Source organism: Saccharospirillum salsuginis, from assembly GCF_014651855.1.
In the GTDB taxonomy this organism is placed as follows: Bacteria; Pseudomonadota; Gammaproteobacteria; order Pseudomonadales; family Natronospirillaceae; genus Saccharospirillum; species Saccharospirillum salsuginis.
In genome coordinates, this window is the sequence record NZ_BMXR01000007.1 from 152,460 (window position 1) to 171,116 (window position 18,657).

General features: G+C 62.4%; 18 protein-coding genes. 4 read left to right on the forward strand and 14 right to left on the reverse strand.

Translation table 11 applies throughout. The features are described 5' to 3' along the window. Positions 1 to 205 precede the first annotated feature (205 nt). Positions 206 to 1,558 (forward strand): aldehyde dehydrogenase family protein, encoded by a 1,353-nt coding sequence (locus IE111_RS14715; RefSeq protein WP_189610079.1) that lies wholly within the window; start codon positions 206 to 208, stop codon positions 1,556 to 1,558. Between the two features lie 138 nt (positions 1,559 to 1,696). On the opposite strand, the gene IE111_RS14720 is transcribed toward IE111_RS14715, so the two are convergent. From IE111_RS14720 to IE111_RS14750, 7 genes are all read right to left on the reverse strand, one after another. Beyond that, entirely contained in the window at positions 1,697 to 3,448 is a 1,752-nt protein-coding gene (locus IE111_RS14720; protein ID WP_189610082.1) for a glycogen debranching N-terminal domain-containing protein, read from the reverse strand. An 8-nt stretch (positions 3,449 to 3,456) separates the two neighbouring features. After that, positions 3,457 to 4,878 carry a carbohydrate ABC transporter permease gene (locus tag IE111_RS14725; RefSeq protein WP_189610084.1) on the reverse strand — a complete coding sequence of 474 codons (1,422 nt, stop codon included), beginning with the start codon at positions 4,876 to 4,878 and terminating at the stop codon, positions 3,457 to 3,459. Continuing rightward, positions 4,871 to 5,971 (reverse strand): carbohydrate ABC transporter permease, encoded by a 1,101-nt coding sequence (locus IE111_RS14730; RefSeq protein ID WP_189610086.1) that lies wholly within the window; start codon positions 5,969 to 5,971, stop codon positions 4,871 to 4,873. Before IE111_RS14730 ends, IE111_RS14725 begins: the two co-directional genes overlap by 8 nt. Before the next feature lie 170 nt (positions 5,972 to 6,141). Next, the gene (locus IE111_RS14735) at positions 6,142 to 7,374 is read right to left on the reverse strand and encodes an extracellular solute-binding protein (RefSeq protein WP_189610088.1); all 1,233 of its coding nucleotides are present in this window, start codon (positions 7,372 to 7,374) and stop codon (positions 6,142 to 6,144) included. A 94-nt stretch (positions 7,375 to 7,468) separates the two neighbouring features. Next, positions 7,469 to 8,425 (reverse strand): LacI family DNA-binding transcriptional regulator, encoded by a 957-nt coding sequence (locus IE111_RS14740; protein ID WP_189610090.1) that lies wholly within the window; start codon positions 8,423 to 8,425, stop codon positions 7,469 to 7,471. A 261-nt stretch (positions 8,426 to 8,686) separates the two neighbouring features. Further along, entirely contained in the window at positions 8,687 to 9,229 is a 543-nt protein-coding gene (locus IE111_RS14745) for an NUDIX hydrolase (protein ID WP_189610092.1), read from the reverse strand. A 49-nt stretch (positions 9,230 to 9,278) separates the two neighbouring features. After that, a complete protein-coding gene (locus IE111_RS14750; protein ID WP_189610093.1) occupies positions 9,279 to 9,638 on the reverse strand; it encodes a DUF3135 domain-containing protein in 360 nt (119 codons plus the stop codon). 213 nt (positions 9,639 to 9,851) lie between these two features. Between IE111_RS14750 and IE111_RS14755 the strand changes: the two genes are divergently transcribed. The 3 genes from IE111_RS14755 to IE111_RS14765 all read left to right on the forward strand — a co-directional run bounded on the left by IE111_RS14755 (position 9,852) and on the right by IE111_RS14765 (position 12,019). After that, complete coding sequence (locus tag IE111_RS14755) at positions 9,852 to 10,469, forward strand: NUDIX hydrolase (protein ID WP_189610095.1); 618 nt, start codon at positions 9,852 to 9,854, stop codon at positions 10,467 to 10,469. Between the two features lie 111 nt (positions 10,470 to 10,580). Then, a complete protein-coding gene (locus IE111_RS14760; protein ID WP_189610097.1) occupies positions 10,581 to 11,573 on the forward strand; it encodes a DUF4062 domain-containing protein in 993 nt (330 codons plus the stop codon). Continuing rightward, positions 11,573 to 12,019 carry a helix-turn-helix domain-containing protein gene (locus IE111_RS14765; protein ID WP_229805373.1) on the forward strand — a complete coding sequence of 149 codons (447 nt, stop codon included), beginning with the start codon at positions 11,573 to 11,575 and terminating at the stop codon, positions 12,017 to 12,019. The genes IE111_RS14760 and IE111_RS14765 overlap by 1 nt, the downstream gene beginning before the upstream one ends. 51 nt (positions 12,020 to 12,070) lie before the next feature. Here IE111_RS14765 and IE111_RS14770 read toward each other — a convergent pair whose 3' ends face one another. The 7 genes from IE111_RS14770 to rsxB form a co-directional block, all read right to left on the reverse strand. After that, positions 12,071 to 13,003, reverse strand: a complete 933-nt coding sequence (locus tag IE111_RS14770; protein WP_189610099.1) for a DegV family protein — start codon at positions 13,001 to 13,003, stop codon at positions 12,071 to 12,073. Between the two features lie 174 nt (positions 13,004 to 13,177). After that, positions 13,178 to 13,813 carry an endonuclease III gene (gene nth, locus IE111_RS14775; RefSeq protein ID WP_189610101.1) on the reverse strand — a complete coding sequence of 212 codons (636 nt, stop codon included), beginning with the start codon at positions 13,811 to 13,813 and terminating at the stop codon, positions 13,178 to 13,180. After that, positions 13,810 to 14,565, reverse strand: coding sequence for an electron transport complex subunit E (locus IE111_RS14780; protein WP_189610103.1), 756 nt, complete (start codon positions 14,563 to 14,565; stop codon positions 13,810 to 13,812). Before IE111_RS14780 ends, nth begins: the two co-directional genes overlap by 4 nt. Further along, a complete protein-coding gene (gene rsxG / locus IE111_RS14785) occupies positions 14,565 to 15,275 on the reverse strand; it encodes an electron transport complex subunit RsxG (protein WP_189610105.1) in 711 nt (236 codons plus the stop codon). Before rsxG ends, IE111_RS14780 begins: the two co-directional genes overlap by 1 nt. Next, a complete protein-coding gene (locus IE111_RS14790; RefSeq protein ID WP_189610106.1) occupies positions 15,268 to 16,296 on the reverse strand; it encodes an RnfABCDGE type electron transport complex subunit D in 1,029 nt (342 codons plus the stop codon). The genes rsxG and IE111_RS14790 overlap by 8 nt, the downstream gene beginning before the upstream one ends. Continuing rightward, positions 16,293 to 18,074, reverse strand: coding sequence for an electron transport complex subunit RsxC (gene rsxC / locus IE111_RS14795; RefSeq protein WP_189610108.1), 1,782 nt, complete (start codon positions 18,072 to 18,074; stop codon positions 16,293 to 16,295). The genes IE111_RS14790 and rsxC overlap by 4 nt, the downstream gene beginning before the upstream one ends. Continuing rightward, complete coding sequence (gene rsxB / locus IE111_RS14800) at positions 18,071 to 18,652, reverse strand: electron transport complex subunit RsxB (protein ID WP_189610110.1); 582 nt, start codon at positions 18,650 to 18,652, stop codon at positions 18,071 to 18,073. The genes rsxC and rsxB overlap by 4 nt, the downstream gene beginning before the upstream one ends. Positions 18,653 to 18,657: the final 5 nt, after the last annotated feature.

Genomic DNA, 18,657 nt, shown 5'->3' on the forward strand with positions numbered 1-18,657 from the left:
AAACGATGCTTTAGAATGCGACCCTTTCCCGGTGCATTCGTCGATTCGACCCCATTCGGCACCCGAATGATAGGCTAACTAGATAGTGGCACCCGAATGAACGGATGCTAGGGAAAATGTGGCTAAATTACAAAATTTCCACGGCTTTAGCGCGATAATTTAAGAAATTGCCGTCTACCCCCCCCTTTGAATGAAAGGAAATTACATGAGCGTCTTCCAATCCGTTAATCCCGCGACCGGCAAGACGCTGCACACCGCCCCCGCCTGGACCCATACCGAACTGACTACGGTACTGGATCACCAGGCCGCTCAATGGCCCGCGTTGGCGAAGGCCACTGTGCCTCGCCGACTAGTGTGGCTGGAAAGCCTGAAACAGCAACTCTCCAGCGCCAAAACCGTTCTCGCGCGCACCATTACCCGGGAAATGGGCAAGCCCATTCGCCAATCCGAGGCCGAGGTCGACAAGACCCTGGCGTTGATCGACTTTTTGCTCGGCCACGCGGACTCCGCACTGCATCCGCGCACCCTGGCGAGCGATGTTCAGCAGGCCTATGCGCCACTGGGCGGCATTCTCGGCATCATGCCGTGGAACTACCCGATCTGGCAGGTTTGCCGGTTTGCGCTGCCGGCCCTGGTGGCGGGCAACACCGTCGCGGTCAAGCCCGCGCCCAATGTGCTGCTGTCGACCCGGATGCTGGAACAACTGGTCGCCGACGCCGGTTTCCCCGACCAGTCGCTGCGCGTGCTCCAGGCCGATGTCGAACAGCTCGATCACGCCTACGATCACCCGCACATCCGCCAGGTGCATTTCACCGGCAGCAGCCACGCCGGCCGCGACATCGCCGCCGCCTGTGGCCAACGGCTCAAACCGACCACGCTGGAACTCGGCGGCAACGACGCCTGGCTGTTGACAGACAGCGGCGACTTGCCTCGATTCGTCGAAACCGCGCTCGCTTCGCGCATGAACAACAGCGGTCAGAGCTGTTTGTGCGCCAAACGCTGGCTCATCCCGCACGGTCGGCTGGACGCCGTACTGAACGAACTCGACACCCACCTCAAAACCTACACCCCGGCCCCGCCGGAACAAACCGACACGACGCTGGGCCCGCTCGCCCGGTCGGACATCCAGGCCCGCCTGCTGACCCAGTGGCAACGGCTCAAAGCCGGTGCCAAGGTGCGCAGCGAAGACCCAAGCCTCGAAGGCCTCTACACCGGCCCGGCCTGGGCGGTGACGGACGAACCGCTCAAGAGCCCGGTCTGGCCGGATGAGATCTTCGGGCCGGTGTTGCAACTGGCGACCTATCGGGACCTGGACGAAGCGGTGACCTGGGCGAATCACAGCCGGTACGGCCTCGGCGGCTCGGTCTGGGATGCGGACCCGGCCCATGCGCGGGACATCGCCCTGAAGCTGAATACCCGGAACATCGGGATCAACCGACCCATGCGCAGTCGGATCGATGTGGCGTTTGGCGGCATGGGGGACTCCGGGTGGGGGGCGGAACTTGGGGTTGATGGGTTGCGGGGGTTGGCTCGGGGGCAGATGCAGTTTTTGGATTGACTGCGTAGAGATTCCCTCTCCCTCTGGGAGAGGGCTAGGGAGAGGGTCAAAAAAAAAGACCGACCCAAAGGCCGGCCAAACAGGCGAGGCACTCCCCATGAGCCTCTATGACAACAAGTACACCAAAGCCGCCGCGGCCTAGGCCTGGGGCCGACAGGCATCCAGATAGGGCAGTGGCGGGTGGGTGGCGCGGTCGTAGCCGCCCACCAGCTCCGGTAATCGTCCGTCGTCCTGGCTGTTGGCCAGGTCGGTCAGCGCTTCGGCCACTGTCCTGAATTCCCGTTCCCGCCCGTACCGTTTCAACCCCGCCGCGAACAGGGCGGTGTCGTGCGGCCAGACCGAGCCGTTGTGATAGGACAGCGGGTTATGCAGGGCCGCGCCGGTGCTCAGGGTGCGCAACCCCCAGCCGGACCAGAGGTCGTCGGCGAGCATGCGCGGAATCAGTTTTTCCGCCTCCGCCGGACGGACGGCGCCGGTCCACAGCAGGTGGCCGGAGTCGGAACTGTTGACGTCGAGCGGTCGGCTATCGGCGTCGATGGCGATCGCGAAGTTGTCGTGTTCCGGCATCCAGAACAGGTCGTGCAGAACGGCCTGAATCGCTTCGGCGGCGTCGTCGTATTGTGCCGCCCGATCCCGCTCGCCGAGCGTGCGGTAAAACGACGCAGCGGCCCGGTAGGCGGCGAAGGCGTAGCCTTGCACCTCGGCCACGGCCAGGGTGCCGCCACCGAGCGTTCCGTCGGCGTAGCTGAGCGAGTCCTGCGAGTCCTTCCAGCTTTGTACGGCGAGCGCCCGGTCGTTGCCGGTGAACACGATCAGCCCCCGCTCGTCGCGGTAGCGTTCCATCCAGGCCAGGCCCGCTTCCCAGTGTTCGCGCAGTTCCCGAATCAGGCCGGTCTCGCCGGTGTGCTCGACCAGATCGTGCAGCAGCATCAGGTACAGGGGCGTCGCGTCGGCGGTGCCGTAGTAGGTGTAAAACGGCAACCGGCCGGTGCGGCTCAGTTCGCCGAAGCGCTGTTCGTGCAGAATCTTGCCCGGTTGTTCGTCGCGAAAACGGTCTTCCCGACGCCCCTGGTGCCGGCCCAGGAACCGCAACACACCCCGGGCCAGGTCCGGGTAGCGGGGCAGCAGGAACCAGGCGGTGATCAGCGAATCCCGCCCGAACGGCGTCACGAACCAGGGAATGCCAGCGGCGATGTTGAGCCCGTCCGGGGTGGCCAGCAGCAGGCAGCGCAGGTCGTCGGCGGCCTGGTCGAACGCACGGCTGGCCGCCGGGTCGGCCGGGGCCTGGCCCAGCCAGTCGGCGGGCATGTCCACCGGGTCGTGCCCAAGCGGCAGGGAGCTGGTCACCGCGACCGTCACGGTCAGCGTGCGGCTTTCACCGGGCGCCAGCACCAGTCGTTCGTGGAACTGCGCCCCGTCGATCAGCGCGCTGACATCGAAGGTCTCGCCGTCGGTGGCCTGAAATTGCGCCCGGTAGTCGTGGGTCCCTCTGGAACAGCTCTGGGTGCGGTGGTCCAGGTCGGCGAACTGGCCACGCACCTCGAACATGTCGGCAAAGTCGCTGTCCAACGCCAGGGCGATGTCGAGGCTGTGTTCGCGCCGGTCGGTATTGCTCAGTGTCAGTTGGTCCACCAGGCCGTCCCGGGTCATGCGCAGACGGCGTTCGATGCCGATTTCCTGGCGGTGGTCGACCGAGCGCGACCAGTATTCGGTCATCGTCTGACCGTCCCGGGCGACCCGTTTGAGGCAGTCGAAGCCATCGAACGCCCAGTGGTAGCGGCTCAGCACGCGGGTGTCGAGAAAATACAGGCCGCACTCGCGCAGGTTCGGGGTCACCTGGCCTTCGTCATCCAGAATCAGATAGGCGAAGTTGTGTTTCAGAGGGATCATTAAAGCCGTTACTCCTTACTGCCGGAGGCGATGGGGTTATCGACGATGTAGCGCTGGAACACCATGAACAGGATCAGCACCGGCACGGTCGACATGAAGGCGCCCGCCAGGATCAGCGACCAGTCCCCGGCGCCGCCATAGGCGTTGCGCAGCGACAGAAGCCCGACGGGCAGGGCGAAGGCGCTGGGCGGGCTGTTGATCAGCACCAGCGGCCAGAAAAAGTCGTTCCAGGCGCCCTGGAACGCCATGATGGTGATGGTGATCAGGGCTGGCTTGCTCATCGGCAGGATGACCTTGTAGAAGGTCGTCCAGTAGCCGGCGCCGTCCATCAGGGCGGCTTCCTCGATCTCGCGCGGCACGCTCTCGAAGAACTGCTTCATGATCAGCACCTGCGCCGAGACGACCAGCACGATGATCACCGCCCAGGGCGTGTTCAGCAGGTTGATCTCACGGATGACCAAGTAGTTGGAAATAAAGGTCACCTGAATCGGGATCATCATGCTCACCAGCATGGTGAAGAAGACCGCCCGCTGACCGGGGAATTTCAGCCGCGCCAGGGCATAACCGCCCGTGGTTGCCAGCACCAGCGTCAGCGCGACCCGGCCGAGGGAGATCAGCAGGCTGTTCTGGAACCAGCTCATGAACAGGCTGTCGCCGGTGTTCAAGTCGACGGATTCCTTGAACACCCGTCGGTAGTTGTTGAACACATAGCCGAGCACGCCGGGGGTGACGTTTTCCCAACTCGCCACCCGACCGCGCCGTTCCATCCGCGTCGGCGGCAGAGTGGCGTCGATCAGCGTCTGGCTGCGCGGCGCCTGGCTCGAGAAGGGCACCCGCTCGATGCGCGGCCCCTCGCCCTCGTATCGGAATCGGACGTGCCAGGTGGCCTGTTGCCACTGTTCGGTCACGCCGTCTTTGTTGGTGAATTCATAGAGCGGGCCGTCCTCGCGACGAATGTCCAGATCCGAGGCGTAATCGACCGCGAAGTCGGTATAGACGGCGGCGGCCATGCCGGTGCCGGGCCGCCGCCGGGGAATCTCGATCGCGGGCGCGGCCAGTTCCTCGCCCACCGGCGCGGCGTAGGTGAGGTGAAAGGTCACCTCGCCACCGGGCGAGAAACCGCCCCACCAGGCGTTGCCGCTGCCTTCGCGGCCCTGTTCCCAAGCCCCGGCCCAGTTCACCGGGTTGATCTGCGCGAACCAGAAGCGGAATGGCTGCTCCAGCGGGTCTTCCTTGACGCTCGCCAGCAAGGCGAACAGGAAGGTGCCCAGCAGGACGGTGGCGATCGAGATCAGCACGCCGTACATCAGCACCAGGGTGGACGCCTGGCGGCGGCGCACGGCGGCCTGCTCGCGGCGGGCGTCCGGCCGGTCCGAAAGGCGACCGGATGCGAGAGTTGTCTGCACGGAGTTGGAGGAAGTCTCAGTCATTGGTGGTCTCCGATACGCCGACGGAACGTTGAATCAGCACCATCACCAGGGTCAGCAACGCCAGCACCAGGGCGCCCGCGCTGGCCATGCCGATGCGCGGTGTGCCGCCCGGCGGGAAGGCGTTGTGATAGGTGAAATAGGCGAGGGTGATCTTGGACTCCAGTGGCGCTGCGTCGCCGAGCAGAGCCACCTGGTCGAACATCTGCAGCGTGCCGATGATGCCGAGCGTCACCACGGTGAAACTCACCGGCATCAGCCTTGGCCAGGTGATGTACCGTATTTGCTGCCAGGCGCTGGCGCCTTCGAGACGGGCGGCCTCGTACAGCGAATCCGGAATCGACTGCAGGCCGGCCAGGTAGAGCAGCATCAGGGTCGGTACCGTGGTGAAGGTGTTCATCGCGACGATGGCCCAGATGGTGCGCGGCAGCGGACCGAAGGTCTCGCGGGTATTGAGCCAGGTGACGGTGACCGGTTCAGCCAGGTCGCGCACGCCGACGCCCAGACCGGCCAGCACCAGGGTGGCGATCGCCGTCACACCCAGGCTGACGATCAGGTGAAACGGGTCGCCCCAACGCACCCAATCGTAGCGCCGCCGACCCAGCACGAACTGCAGCGTCTGCACCGCCAGAAAGATCCCGAGCGCGACCGCCAGCAGGCCACCGTGCGCCGACAGCCAGGACAGCCCCTGGTTCAGCACACCCTTGCGCTGGAACAGCCACATGAAGATCAGCGTCATGGCCGCGCTGGAAAGGATCGACGGGAAGTAATAAATGGTCCGGAAGACCCCCTTGCCCTTCACCTGCTTGTTCGCCGCCATCGCCAGCAGCAACGCCAGACCGGTCTGCAACGTGGTCACGACGATGGAAAACGCCAGCGAATGCTTCAGCGCCAGGATGAACAAGGGGTCGCCGACCAGCGCCAGGTAATTGCCCAGGCCGTTCCAGACCGGAGCCGAAAACAGGTCGTAGGACTGCAGGCTGAACAGAAAAGTTCGGCCCAGGGCATAGACGAAAAAGACGAACAGGGAGACGCAGAACGGCAGGATGAAGAGGATGCCGGCGATGCGTTCCTTGTGGGCCAGGGATTTGTTCATGTTGGGCTCCTGGTTGGGGAGGGGGATCGGGATTTCGGTTGGGATGGGGTTGGTTTGGGCGGCAGATATCGGCTGGGCCTCTTCTGCCCTACAGGTGCTTTGGCACGGTTATGTAGGGCGGAAGAGCAGAGCGATATCCGCCGTTTTAAATCAACCTCAAAACCTCCCAACTACCGCCCGGTCAACCGATCAAACTGCTCCTGCGCATGCGCGATCGCCTCATCGATACTCCGTTCCTTCAACAACGCCGCACTCAAAGCTTCATCCACAATCGCCTTCCACTCACCGCCGTACTCGCCGAACTGGAACGGTTCGACCTGGCCATCGCTGGCGCCTTCGAACACGACCCGGCTGGTGATGGCCGCGGTGCTGTCGCCGTTGAAAAAGTCGTTGTCGGCCAGGGCTTCGCGGCTGGGCAGGGCGAGGCCGCTTTCCAGGACCCATTGCTGGGCTTTCTCGGACGTCAGCAGTTCGACGACCTTGTGTGCGGAGTCTTTCACGTCGCTGTCGGCCGCGACGCCCCAGGCGACGGTGAACACCAGGTTGCCGCGATCGCCGGTTTCCGGGTGCTTGGGAATGCCGACGGTGCTGTAGTACTTGTTCGGGGCCTGATCGCGCAGGAAGCCGATCATCCAGGCGCCTTCCATCGCCACAGCGGTGTCGCCGTTACCAAAGCAGCCGCCCGTCCAGCCCTGGCCGAGATCGGTGGCCAGTACGCCGGCGTTTTCGTCGGGCAGGGTGACGTAGAATTCGAAGGCTTCGCGGAAGCGGTCGTCCAGCACGGTGTGGCCCTGGTCGTTGATCGGCTGCCAGCCGGTGGCCAGCGCGAAGGCCGCGAAGCGTGCGTAGTCCGGCACCACGCAGATGCCGTAGACGTCGTCGAGTTCCGCCTGCACCTGCTGCAGCTTGGTGCGGAAGTCGTGCCAGTCGTCGTCCATATCCGGGTAGTCGACGCCGGCATCGTCGAAGATGTCCATGTCGTATTGCACCGCCAGGGTGTTGAAGTCCTTGGCGATGCCCATCAGTTGCCCCTCGTAGGTGAACGCCTGATTCAGCGCGGGCAGCAGTGCGTCGGCGACGTCCTGATTGTCAGCCGGCACCGGGTCGATCTTGCCGGATTCGAAGATCGGGTAGGCCCAGAACGAGTCGACGTAGAAGGCGTCCGGCGCGGTGCCGGCGGACAGGGCATTGGTCAGGATCTGTGCGAAATCCCCTTCGACCGGCTCGTATTCGACCGTGATGCCGGCGGCTTTCAGGTCGTCGTCCAGCACCTCGTTGATCAGCGAATTGACGACGACAATGTTGTCGCCGCCCCAGCCGCTGATGCGGACCACATCGTTGGCGAGCGTTGGCGTCGCGGCCAGAGCGATGGCGGCGGTCATGAAGGTTGTTTTTATTGTCATGGCGTCCTCTCTTGCGTTTTTTTGTTGGAGTAAACGTTTACGTTCCAGGTTGTTAAAAAGGCCGGACTGCCTGGGAGCCCGACCGACGTTGCGGTCAGGCGCTTTCGCGTCGGACCAGGGTAACCGGGGTTATTCGGGTTTGCGTTTTCGCGCCCTGCTGGGCTTTCACCAAGAGGTCGGTCGCGGCCTCGGCGATGCCGCTGATGTCCTGTCGGATGGTGGTGATGCCGTCGCTGAAGACCGGCAGATCATCGTAGCCCACCAACTTGACGTCTTCGGGTACGCGGTAGCCCAGGTCGGTCAGGGCGGTGCGCACGCCGTAGGCGATTTCGTCCGTCTCGCAGAACAGACCGTCGAACGGGAAGGGACGCTCGGAGTATTCGGCGCGCAGCGTTCGATAGCTGGTCAGGGTCGGCGTGGTGGAATCCGGCACCCGACAGGTGCCGCCTTCAAGACCGTGCTTGGCCAGGGTGCGATGAAACCCCTCGGCCCGCAGGTGGGTGCCCTTGTTGGGATGATCGATTTCGACGCAGGCGAGGGCGCGACACCCGAGCTCAACCAAGTGTTCCGCAGCCAGAATACCGCCCCGTTCGTCGTCCGGGCAGACCCAGAAACCGTCGTGCCGCTTGCCGACCGCGACAAAGGGCACTTTGGCCTCGTGCAATTGGGCGATGCGGCTGTCGTCTTCCTCGATGCCGAGCAGAATGGCCGAGGCCGTTTCCGCGATCAGCGTCTCCATCTCGCTGTGGTGATAGAGCACCGGCATTAAACCGCGACGGTGCAGATGCTTGGTCAGGTGTTCGAACATGATGGACACGTAGGGGTTCACCTGCCAGTCGTGCATGCCCATGCTCAGGCCGACGGTGGCCGTGCGGCCCTCCTTCAACTGGCGGGCGGCGACCGAAGGCGAGTAACCGAGCTCGGCGCAGACATCCAGAATACGGGCACGCGTGGCTTCCCCCAGCCCCGGCTTGTTGTTCAGGGCCCGGGAGATGGAAGCGACGGAGACATTGGCCCGACGGGCGGCTTCGCGGATGGTTTTACGGTCCATGATGGTGCGTTTTTGTTGTTGAGTGGGGGTACGTTAGCGCAGGAGAAAAAGAAAGTAAACGTTTACGTTGGTGGGGTAGTTGTGTTGCTCACGGCGAGCATTCCTACGGGGGCATGATCTGTAACGGTAGGGCAGAAGAGCGACAGCGATATCTGCCGTTGGAAGTAAAAAGTGCCAGCGCATTCACCATTGCCACCGGATTAAACGGCAGATATCGCTGTCGCCCGAAATGTCGGACCACTTCTGCCCTACGGTGTTCCGTTACCTTCTGTGGCGAAACACGGCCGTATTTAAAACCGGCACGGGGTCGGCCTCAATATGCTCCAAAAAATGCCGCAAGGTGGCGGACACCGTCCGGAAGGCGATCTCCTCCCAGGGGATGTCCCCGGCCTCGAACAAGTCCACCACGCTGCTTTCCGGTGTGGTGTCGAATTCGTAATTCGGCATGTCTACGCGGTAGAACACATGAACCTGGTCGAATTCGGGCAGGCTGATCATCGACAGCAGTGTGGGGTTCCGGCCATCGACACAGGATTCCTCCACGGTCTCACGCAGGGCGCCTTCGACCGTGGTCTCGCCGTTTTCCATAAAACCGGCCGGCAGGGTCCAGTAGCCGAGGCGGGGTTCGATTGCCCGCTTGCACAGCAGGATACGGCCGTCCGGGGCGACGGGCAGGGTGCCGGTGATCAGGCGGGGGTTCTGGTAATGGATGGTGCCGCACTGGTCACAGAGGTAACGCGGGCGGTTGTCCATTTCGGGGATGTCGAAGCGGACCGGTTGTCCGCAATGGCTGCAAAAATTCATCGATGAACGCGACTGTGGCTTATGAACGTCTGACTGGGGGATTAGCCTATCAGGACTGGTCCGGTTCGTCTTCCCGCGTGTTACCGAACAGTGGAATCACCGGTGCCTTGGGGCGGTCGTCGTCGGGTGTCAGGGAGCCGAAATCGTTGAGGGTGTCGCGCAGGGTGTTGACCCGGTCGTACATCAGCTGCGACATACGGATGCAGCTTTGCACCGGGTTCTTGGCCCGGCGGCGTTCCATGTCGATGATGAACTGAAGACCCTTCAGCCGGCGCTGCTGGCTGGCCGGGGCGTGCTCGATGAAGTCCTCGATCAGCGTATGGCGCAGGTCTTCCAACCCGTCCGGGTCGCTCGTGGCCAGCTCCATCAACTGTTCGAAACTGGGGAGTTCTTTCTTGAGCTCAGACATTAGCGTCTCCTCGCGAACCGCTCTCTTCCTTGAAACCTCCCGGTCAAATTACCACCGTCGGAGCGGGATTGGTACTGACATTGTTCAAAATGTGAACTGTGGGTAAATTTCCCGGACAGAGGTGTCCAGGTAAGGGGTAAAGGTAAGGAAAATGCATGCAAAAGGCCGCAGTTGGCCGGGTATTTCGGCACACTTTGTGCCATATTGTTTTTCATGATATCCGATTCGTCTCTTCTCGCCCGCATGCGGGATCGGTTGGCCGACCATCAGCCGACCCTGTTGTCGTTGAACAAACCTCGAGCGGGCGTTCTGGTACCCATGGTGGCGGGAGCCGAGCCAGCCTTGCTGCTGACCGTGCGCGCCAGCCATCTCAATTCCCATCCCGGTGACGTGGCGTTTCCCGGTGGCATGTGGGAAACCTCGGACGCCGACCTGCAGCAAACGGCGCTGCGTGAAACCGATGAAGAACTGAACATCCCGCCCGATCGCGTGAGCGTATTGGGGCCTTTGTCCACCGGGCTCTCCAAAACCGGTGTTCAGGTGTATCCTTACGTCGGTGTGATCGAGCAGTTGGACGGGTGTCGGGCCAGCCCCGATGAGATCGAGAGCTGGTTTACCGTGCCCTGGTCTTTCTTCGCCACGACCGAACCGGAACTGCAACCGATTCGGCGGCATGGCATTGAATTTCATCTGCCCCATTATCACTACGAGCGTTGGCACATCTGGGGGCTGACCGCGATGATTCTGCTGGAGCTGATCAATCTGGTGGAAGAAACCGACTGGCCGTTGCCGCCGTTTTCGCAAGTCACCCGTCCCGGTCGCGGTGGCTGAGCACGTGTACCGGGAACGCCTCTGAATGCCCCTGAAGTCGCATCAGACGGGGATTGTGTTACACTTCATACACTTCTTCTGCGAAAAGGAAGCTGCAGGCGGTTTAATAAGATGTCAGATACCAAACCCTTGATCATGGTGGCCTCGCTGGATCGCCACCTGCAGAAAGAGCGAAGCGCCCTTTTTGAAGCCCTGATGGCCCAGGGTTGCATTCCCACCGGCTTGCCATTCCCCGCCGTCGCGGCCAACTATCTGTGGAAACTCAACCAGATCGCCATCAACGATGCCGATTATGTGTTTTTGTTGATCGGTCGCGAATACGGTCCCTTGTCCGAAAAAGGCGTCGGCTACCTGCACCAGACCTACGCCGCCGCGCGTGCCGCGCACAAAACCGTCGTCTCCTTTATCTACACCGGCGACGAAAAACCCGTTCTCAGTGAAATCGATCAAACCCGTTTGACCGAACTGATCGCCCAGGCCAAGACCGGCATCAACTACGAATGGGACAGCGAAGAAACGCTGCGCGACAAGGCCGAGCTCGCCGTGGAATATGTGTTGGAAACCTACCCGCAACCGGGCTGGTGCCGGGCACTGGACGAACCCCATGAAAACCGGGAACTCGAAGCCCTGCGCGAACAGGTGGCCCAGTTGAAGCGGGAAATGGAGAAAGATCGAGCGGATACCATCGCGGATCTGTCCCTGTTGCACGACCCCAAGTCGGTCTGGAAAACCCGGTTCAACTGCAAGGCGTTTCGCGAGGGTCAGTTGAAAGTTCTGTCCGGCGAACTCAGCGTACCCTGGAAAACCGTCTTTGGTTGGCTGGCGGCACCGCTGCTGACGCCGATTCCGGAAAACAAGGTGTTTACCCTGCTCAGCGAGTACATGCAGCCTTTGGCCTTGCAGGATATCAAACGTCGCTGGCGCGGCAGTCACGCCGTGGCCGACGTCAAACCGGACCGGGCCTCGTTTGACCAGCTCAAACTGCAACTGCGCGGCACCGAATTGATTCGGTTCGACGACCAGGGCCGCTGGCGCTTGACCGAAGCCGGTGAGAGCGTCGCCATGCACAACACCACCTTGCTATCCAGTACACACCAAGTCTGATGACATTTTCGGATCGACTACTGGAGCTGATCGGCGACAGCTCCGTCAGTGAATTCGCCCGCCGCGTCGGCCTCGGCGAAAGCCTGGTTCGCAAATACCTGAAAGGGTCGGAACCGACCTTGTCGCGCGCCCGCCAGATCGCCGAAGCCACCCACTGTTCACTGGAATGGCTGGCCAGTGGCGAGGGCGACCCCTACCACCAGGCCGACGTCGTCGATATGGGCGCGCTGCAGACCGCCTTGCAAATCATCTCGGACGAACCCGGTATGGAAGCCTGGGTGATCCCCGAAGAGTCGACCTTGATCCGGATGATCGCCGTGTACCAGTATTTGCTGGCGACGAAATTGCGGGACGGGGAATTCGATGAACCTCTGGCGCGGTCGTTCGCCCGGTTTTTGAAGAGTGGGCAGAATCTGGATTCGTTCAAGGCGGAGCGGATCAGATAGGATTGACCTTCTCCCCAGCCCTCTCCCTCTGGGAGAGGGCTGGGGAGAGGGTCAAACCACAAACGCCACACTCAAAGCCCCACGCCCCAACTCCACCGCCGACGTCGCACTCATCGTCGACAACCAGACATGCCCGCCCTGGTGCAACACCACCTCATGCAGTTTCCGGAACAACGGCCGGGTACGAACCTCGGCCAATGGGCCGGCGTAACTGACATTGACGACGCGGTAGGTGATGCGACGTTCCTCCAGTTCTTCCAGGATACGGTTCAGCAGGTGGTCCACCGACTGTTTGCGCGGTGCCCGTTCGATCAGATTGTGCTGGTCGTCGTGCAGACTGAATATCGGAGTGCCGCCCAATCTGAGTTGTTGCTGTTTCAACCAGCCCAGGGTTTCGAACCGTGGGTCTTTAAGCCGGTGCAGGCGTCCGGGGTCGGGGCAGCTGTAGAGCATCTGCACCCGCTTGCGAAATGCATCCAGCGGTTTGCGCAGTTTGTCGATGGAGACTTTGTGTTCCCGGTGCAGGTCCATGGTCTCGTGCATGACCAGGCCGTAGCCGGCGTAGAGCTGGCCGCTGTCGAGCAGACGAACCCGGTAGTGTCCCTTGAGATTGGCCGCTTCGCGGCGTTGGTCCAGTTCCGGTTGCACCACGAAGGAGGATTCGCGCAGTTTTTGGTGAGTCGGTGACCAGGCCTGGGCCGGAGTGATCACCTGCAGGCTGTCGGAATGGTAAATCCAGTGATCGGTCAGATTGAGAATAAAAGCATCGGTGTCTCCGCCCAGTGAACGCCAGGGTTTGTCCTTGCTTTCCGTCATGCGGTGATAGACCGCCTGGGTGTGCTTGTGGCTGCGGTCATCCACCCACAAGGTGCCATCGGACCGGTTCAGCGGTTCCAGAATAGTGGGTAAAACTTTGGCTTCGAAGCGGGTGATCACCGAAGAGGGCAGGTCACAGGTGGCGTCGGTCAGTAAGGTCAGATACATGAGACGGACATCCCTTTCCTACATGATTGCTACAGGTGGGCGAAGTGTAGATCAAATAGGGAAAGTGTGCCGGAGAATGGGTGCATGTGTGTCCGCTTTTGAAAGATGTCGCGCACGGAGTGCGCTCCTACACTCAACTCCGAATTTGTAGGAGCGCACTCCGTGCGCGACCCATCATTCCACTGTTTTATCCTTAAACTCGCACAGATCCTCAATCAAGCAAGCCCCACACCGTGGCTTTCGCGCCACACAGGTATATCGCCCGTGCAAAATCAGCCAGTGGTGCGCGTCCATCAAAAATTCCTTCGGCACCAGCCGCATCAATCGGTCTTCCACCTCAACGACGTTCTTGCCCGGTGCGATGCCGGTCCGGTTGGCGACGCGAAAGATGTGGGTGTCCACCGCCATGGTGGGCTGGCGGAAGGCGGTGTTGAGCACGACATTGGCGGTCTTGCGGCCGACACCGGGCAGGGCTTCGAGGTCCTTGCGGTTGTCGGGCACTTCCCCGCCGTGCTTGTCCAGCAATTGCCGGCACAGTTTGATGACGTTTTCGGCTTTGGAGTTGTACAGGCCAATGGTCTTGATGTACTCCTTCAGCCCGTCCAGGCCCAGGTCGTAGATTGCCTGCGGGGTGTTGGCGACCGGGTAAAGTTTGTCGGTTGCCTTGTTCACGCCCTTGTCGGTCGCCTGGGCGGAGAGGACCACGGCGACCAGCAGTTCGAACGGCGTGGTGTAATTGAGTTCGGTTTCCGGATGCGGGTTGGCCTCGCGTAGGCGTGTGAAGATTTCGGTGCGTTTTTGTTTGTTCATGAAATATTCCCGGTCACCCGAACCCGCTTCGACCCAGCCACGGGCTTGTCTTTCAATCGCTCGGCCCGTGCCTCAAGACCGCTGTCGATCCGGTTTTTCAGCGCGATCAAAAACCCGAGCCCGACGAACGCCCCCGGGGGCAGCACGGCGAACAGGAAGTCCGGGTAATCCTTGAACACTTCGATGCGCCAGTTCTCGGCCACCGGGCCGAAAATCAGCTGCATGTTGGTGAACAGCGTCCCCTGGCCGATCAATTCCCGAATGGCGCCGAGCACCAGCAGCACCGCGAGAAAACCCAGTGACATCATGAAGCCGTCGAGCATCGAGGGCAGCACCGGGTTTTTCCGGGCGAAGCCGTCGGCACGGCCGAGGATGGTGCAGTTGGTGACGATCAGCGGAATGAAAATACCGAGCACCTGGTACAGCTCGTAAGTGAACGCCTGCATCAGCAGTTCGGCGCAGGTCACGAAAGAAGCGATAATCATCACGAAGGCCGGCAGGCGCACGGAGTCCGGCACGTAGTTGCGGATCATCGAGACAGCGGTGTTGGAGCCGACCAGGACGACCATGGTCGCGATGCCGAGACCCAGGGCGTTGACCACGGTACCGGTGACCGCCAGCAGCGGACATAAACCGAGCAACTGCACCAGGGCGGCGTTGTTGTCCCACAGGCCGTTGCGGGTCAGTTCCCCGGCCTGGCCTTTCGGTCGGGTGTCCGTGGTGGCTTCTGGGGTGACTTCCGGTTCAGACATTAGGCACCTTCATTGGCTGTGTCGGCCGCGTCGGTGTCGGGAGCGGCCGACGCGGGTTCGTTGGACAGGAGTACGGCCCGGTTTTCGGTGTAAAACCTGAGCCCCCGGGCCACGGCGCGAACCACGGCCCGTGGCGTGATGGTCGCACCGGTCAGCTGGTCGAATTCGCCGCCGTCTTTCTTCACTTCCCAGTCTTCGGGCGGGGTCTTGTCGAACGACTCGCCGACAAAACTCTGTATCCAGTCTGTCTTGCCGGATTCGATCTGGTCGCCCAGGCCGGGGGTTTCCTTGTGCCGAATCACCCGAACGCCGAGCAGTTCGCCGTCGCGGTCCACCGCCATGATCAAGCGGATGGCCTCGGTATAGCCTTCCGGGGCGACCAGCGGCAACAGCACGGCGGTGACCTCGCCCTCCCGTTTGGCCTGGAACCAGTCCGCCGGTTGCGGCAGGCGCAACAGGGCCCGATTGCTCAGGGTATCCAGGGCGGTGCTGTAACGGGTGTTGAGCAGGTCGTTGTCGTACGTGTCCTCGGGCACCAGTTCGAACAGGGTGCGCGCCTCGAAGGCCGCTTCGTTCCGGTCGATCCGCTCTTTGGTCAGCGTTTGGGTGACGGCGATGATACCGGCCGTGAAGATGGCGAACAAACCCAGGCCGATGGCGCTGCGGCGAATCGCCTGACTCAGGGTGACGGTGTCCTGGTTATCACTCATTCTTGTAGCCTTTCACCGGTTTCTCGTGGCCGTAGACGCGGGGCCGGGTGTAGTGGTCGATCAGGGGTGCTGCGAAGTTCATCAGCAGCACGGCGAAGGCCACGGCGTCCGGGTAGTTGCCCCAGGTCCGGATCAGGTAGATCAGCACGCCGATGCCGAAGCCGTAGACCAGCTTGCCCTTGTTGCTGGTGGCGGCGCTGACCGGGTCGGTGGCGATGAAGAAGGCCCCCAGCATGGTGGCGCCGCCGAGCAGATGCAGGCTCAGCGGTACGCGGACGTCGGCGTCCCAACTGAACAGCAACGCCATACCGCCGAGCCCGACCAGAAAGCTGACCGGAATGTGCCAGGTGATGATCCGTTTCCACAACAGAAAGGCGCCGCCACCAAGGAAAGCCAGGTTGGCGATGTCCCAGCCCTCGGCCACGAAGGTGCCGAAGACCGGTTTTTGCAGAACTTCGGACGCCGTCAGCCGGGCGATGTCCAGTTTGTAGACATCGAGCGGTGTGGCGCCCGTCGCACCGTCGATCGGCACGGTGCCGATGAAGATGACGGACAGGGTGTCGAACAGGCCGAGCGTCATGTCCGGGTTGGCCCAGCGGGTGGTCATGTACAGCGGCAGCGAGACCAGCAGCAGGGCATAGGCGACCATGGCCGGGTTGAAGGGGTTGTGCCCGAGGCCCCCGAACAGTTGTTTGGCGAAGATGATGGCGATCAGCGTGCCCAGCACGGTCAACCACCAGGGCGCGAGCGGCGGCAACGCCAGGGCGAGCAGGGCGGCGGTGACCAGGGCGCTGAGGTCTTTCAGGAAAAAACCGACCGGGCGGGCGCGCCATTTGAGGATCAACCCCTCGGCCAGCACCGCCGTGCCCATGGCCAACGCCATGTTGATGACATAGCCCCAGCCAAAGGAAACGGCCAATACCACCCAGCCGGGCACCAGTGCCAGCAGCACCATGCCCATAACCCAGGTGACGGACAACGGCCCGGTGGTGTGCGGGGAGGTCATGCGGACGACGCTCATGACTGGGTTTCCTTTTTCCGGGCTTCATCCAGCGCTTTTTGCGCCTGGCTGTGTTTCTCTTCGAGTTTGTCCAGCGCCTTGCGCAGCGCCGGCGCCATTTCCGGGGACTCCTGTTCAGCCACGACCAGGCGTTCGTTGGCTTTCTTGACCTTGGTGGCGGCCAGCTCCAAGGCTTTTTCCAGATCCTCGATGCTTTTTTCCGCCGTGGCCTCGGCTTTCTGGGCTTTCTTGGCCTGGGAGCGGGCAATGGCCGCCTTGATGGCATCGTCTTTCTCGTCGCCGCCACCGCCTTCGGCGTTTTTCTTGGCACGCGCCTTGGCCGCGGCTTCCGCGCGGGCCTTGCGACGGGCTTCCTTCTCGGCTTTTTCGCGTTCCAGGCGGGCCTGGCGGGCTTCGAACCGGGCCCGGGCTCTCTCCGACTTCAGGTACTCTTCTTCCTCATGCCGGATCTCGCCCTTGGCGTAGCGATAATACTGCACCAGCGGAATGCGGCTCGGGCAGACATAGGCGCAGGCGCCGCACTCGATGCAGTCGAAGATCGAATGCAGTTCGGCCGCTTCCAGGTCTCGGTGTTTCGAGGCCCACAACAGTTGTTGCGGCAGCAGGTTGGCGGGACACACCTGTTCGCACATGCCGCAGCGGATGCACGGATTATCCGGCATCGGCGCCGGCAGTTCCGTGCGCGTCGGCGCCAACAGACAGTTGGTGGTCTTCACCAGCGGGGCGGTGATGTCCGGCAGGGCGAAGCCCATCATCGGGCCGCCCATGATGACGCGGTCCGCTTTCTTCAGGTGGACGCCAGCGGTATTGAGCACGGTTTCGATGGGCGTGCCGATCAACACCTCATAGTTGCCGGGGCGTTCGGTGGCCTCGCCGGTGACGGTGGTAATGCGGCTGATCAGCGGTTCGTCCAGCACGACGGCGCGGTAAATCTGCGCCAGGGTGCCGACGTTCTGGCAGACGATGCCGAGGTCGCTGGGCAAACCGCGCTTGGGCACTTCCTCGCCGGTGACCAGTTGAATCAGCTGTTTCTCGCCGCCGCTCGGGTATTTGGTCGGGACGACGCTGAATTTGATGTCCACATCGCAGTGATGGGCGGCGGCATGCATCGCCGCCAGGGCTTCCGGTTTGTTGTCTTCGATGCCGAGGCGAATCGTATTCGCGCCCAGCATGCGGGCGGCGATGGCGGCACCCTGGACGATCTCCTCCGCCCGCTCACGCATCAGCCGGTCGTCGGCCGTGATATAGGGCTCGCACTCGGCGGCGTTGATCAGCAGGGTGTGAATCGGCTTGTGCTTGTTGCGGTATTTGACGTCGGTCGGGAACCCGGCCCCGCCCATGCCGGCCAGACCCGCGTCGCGCACGCGCTGGATCAGGTCCTCGACATCGGCGCTTTGCCAGTCCTTGATCGGGTGGCGTTCTCGCCAATCGTCTTCCCCGTCGGCTTCCAGCACGATGCAGGGCGCGGACAGGCCGGATTCGTGCGGGATGGCCCGGTCTTCGATCGCGCAAATGCGACCGGAGGTCGGGGCGTGCACCGCCGCGCTGACCCCGCCGACGGCCTTGGCCAGCACATCGCCCTTGCGCACGGTATTGCCGACGCCGACCACCGGCTCGGCCGGGGCGCCGATGTGCATGTTCAGCGGCAGCACCAAGCAGGCCGGAACCGGCAGTGTCTCGATCGGTGTGGTGTTGGAAATGGTTTTCTTCTCGGCCGGGTGGATGCCGCCGTGGAAGTCGAACACCTTGTCGGACGCGATCACGGATTGTGGTGTCATGCGGCTTCCTCCCGGCGCGGTGTGGCATCGGTCGCGATCAGGTCTACACCGGTGGCCGGTTTGTCCCAATGCCAGGTGCGCAGGGTTTCCTCGACCGGCACCATGTCGATGCAGTCGACCGGGCAGGGCTCGACGCACAGGTCGCAGCCGGTGCATTCGCTTTCGATCACGGTGTGCATCTGCTTGGCCGCGCCCAGAATGGCGTCGACCGGGCAGGCCTGGATGCACTTGGTGCAGCCGATGCATTCATCCTCGCGGATGATGGCGACCATCTTGCCTTTTTCCTCGCCGTGTTCGGCGTCCAGCGGTTCCGGCTCGACATCGAGCAGATCCGCCAGGGACTGGATGGTGGCCTCGCCGCCCGGCGGACACTTGTTGATCTTGTCACCCTCGGCGATGGCCTCGGCGTAGGGCCGGCATCCCGGGTAGCCGCACTGGCCACACTGGGTTTGCGGCAGGATGTTGTCGATCTCGTCGACGATGGGGTTGCCCTCCGGCTTGAAGCGAACGGAGGCGAACCCGAGCAGCGCGCCGAGCACGGCGGCCAGAATCAGCAATGTAATAACGGCTGTCCACATAATCG

Coding starts and splice junctions, on each gene's coding strand:
- IE111_RS14765 (WP_229805373.1), top strand. CDS start 11,573: ATGACATTTTCGGATCGACTACTGGAGCTGATCGGCGACAGCTCCGTC.
- IE111_RS14745 (WP_189610092.1), bottom strand. CDS start 9,229: ATGAATTTTTGCAGCCATTGCGGACAACCGGTCCGCTTCGACATCCCC.
- IE111_RS14740 (WP_189610090.1), bottom strand. CDS start 8,425: ATGGACCGTAAAACCATCCGCGAAGCCGCCCGTCGGGCCAATGTCTCC.
- IE111_RS14760 (WP_189610097.1), top strand. CDS start 10,581: ATGTCAGATACCAAACCCTTGATCATGGTGGCCTCGCTGGATCGCCAC.
- rsxB (WP_189610110.1), bottom strand. CDS start 18,652: ATGTGGACAGCCGTTATTACATTGCTGATTCTGGCCGCCGTGCTCGGC.
- IE111_RS14755 (WP_189610095.1), top strand. CDS start 9,852: ATGATATCCGATTCGTCTCTTCTCGCCCGCATGCGGGATCGGTTGGCC.
- IE111_RS14720 (WP_189610082.1), bottom strand. CDS start 3,448: ATGATCCCTCTGAAACACAACTTCGCCTATCTGATTCTGGATGACGAA.
- IE111_RS14730 (WP_189610086.1), bottom strand. CDS start 5,971: ATGAACAAATCCCTGGCCCACAAGGAACGCATCGCCGGCATCCTCTTC.
- IE111_RS14735 (WP_189610088.1), bottom strand. CDS start 7,374: ATGACAATAAAAACAACCTTCATGACCGCCGCCATCGCTCTGGCCGCG.
- nth (WP_189610101.1), bottom strand. CDS start 13,813: ATGAACAAACAAAAACGCACCGAAATCTTCACACGCCTACGCGAGGCC.
- IE111_RS14790 (WP_189610106.1), bottom strand. CDS start 16,296: ATGAGCGTCGTCCGCATGACCTCCCCGCACACCACCGGGCCGTTGTCC.
- IE111_RS14770 (WP_189610099.1), bottom strand. CDS start 13,003: ATGTATCTGACCTTACTGACCGACGCCACCTGTGACCTGCCCTCTTCG.
- IE111_RS14715 (WP_189610079.1), top strand. CDS start 206: ATGAGCGTCTTCCAATCCGTTAATCCCGCGACCGGCAAGACGCTGCAC.
- rsxG (WP_189610105.1), bottom strand. CDS start 15,275: ATGAGTGATAACCAGGACACCGTCACCCTGAGTCAGGCGATTCGCCGC.
- IE111_RS14750 (WP_189610093.1), bottom strand. CDS start 9,638: ATGTCTGAGCTCAAGAAAGAACTCCCCAGTTTCGAACAGTTGATGGAG.
- IE111_RS14725 (WP_189610084.1), bottom strand. CDS start 4,878: ATGACTGAGACTTCCTCCAACTCCGTGCAGACAACTCTCGCATCCGGT.
- rsxC (WP_189610108.1), bottom strand. CDS start 18,074: ATGACACCACAATCCGTGATCGCGTCCGACAAGGTGTTCGACTTCCAC.
- IE111_RS14780 (WP_189610103.1), bottom strand. CDS start 14,565: ATGTCTGAACCGGAAGTCACCCCAGAAGCCACCACGGACACCCGACCG.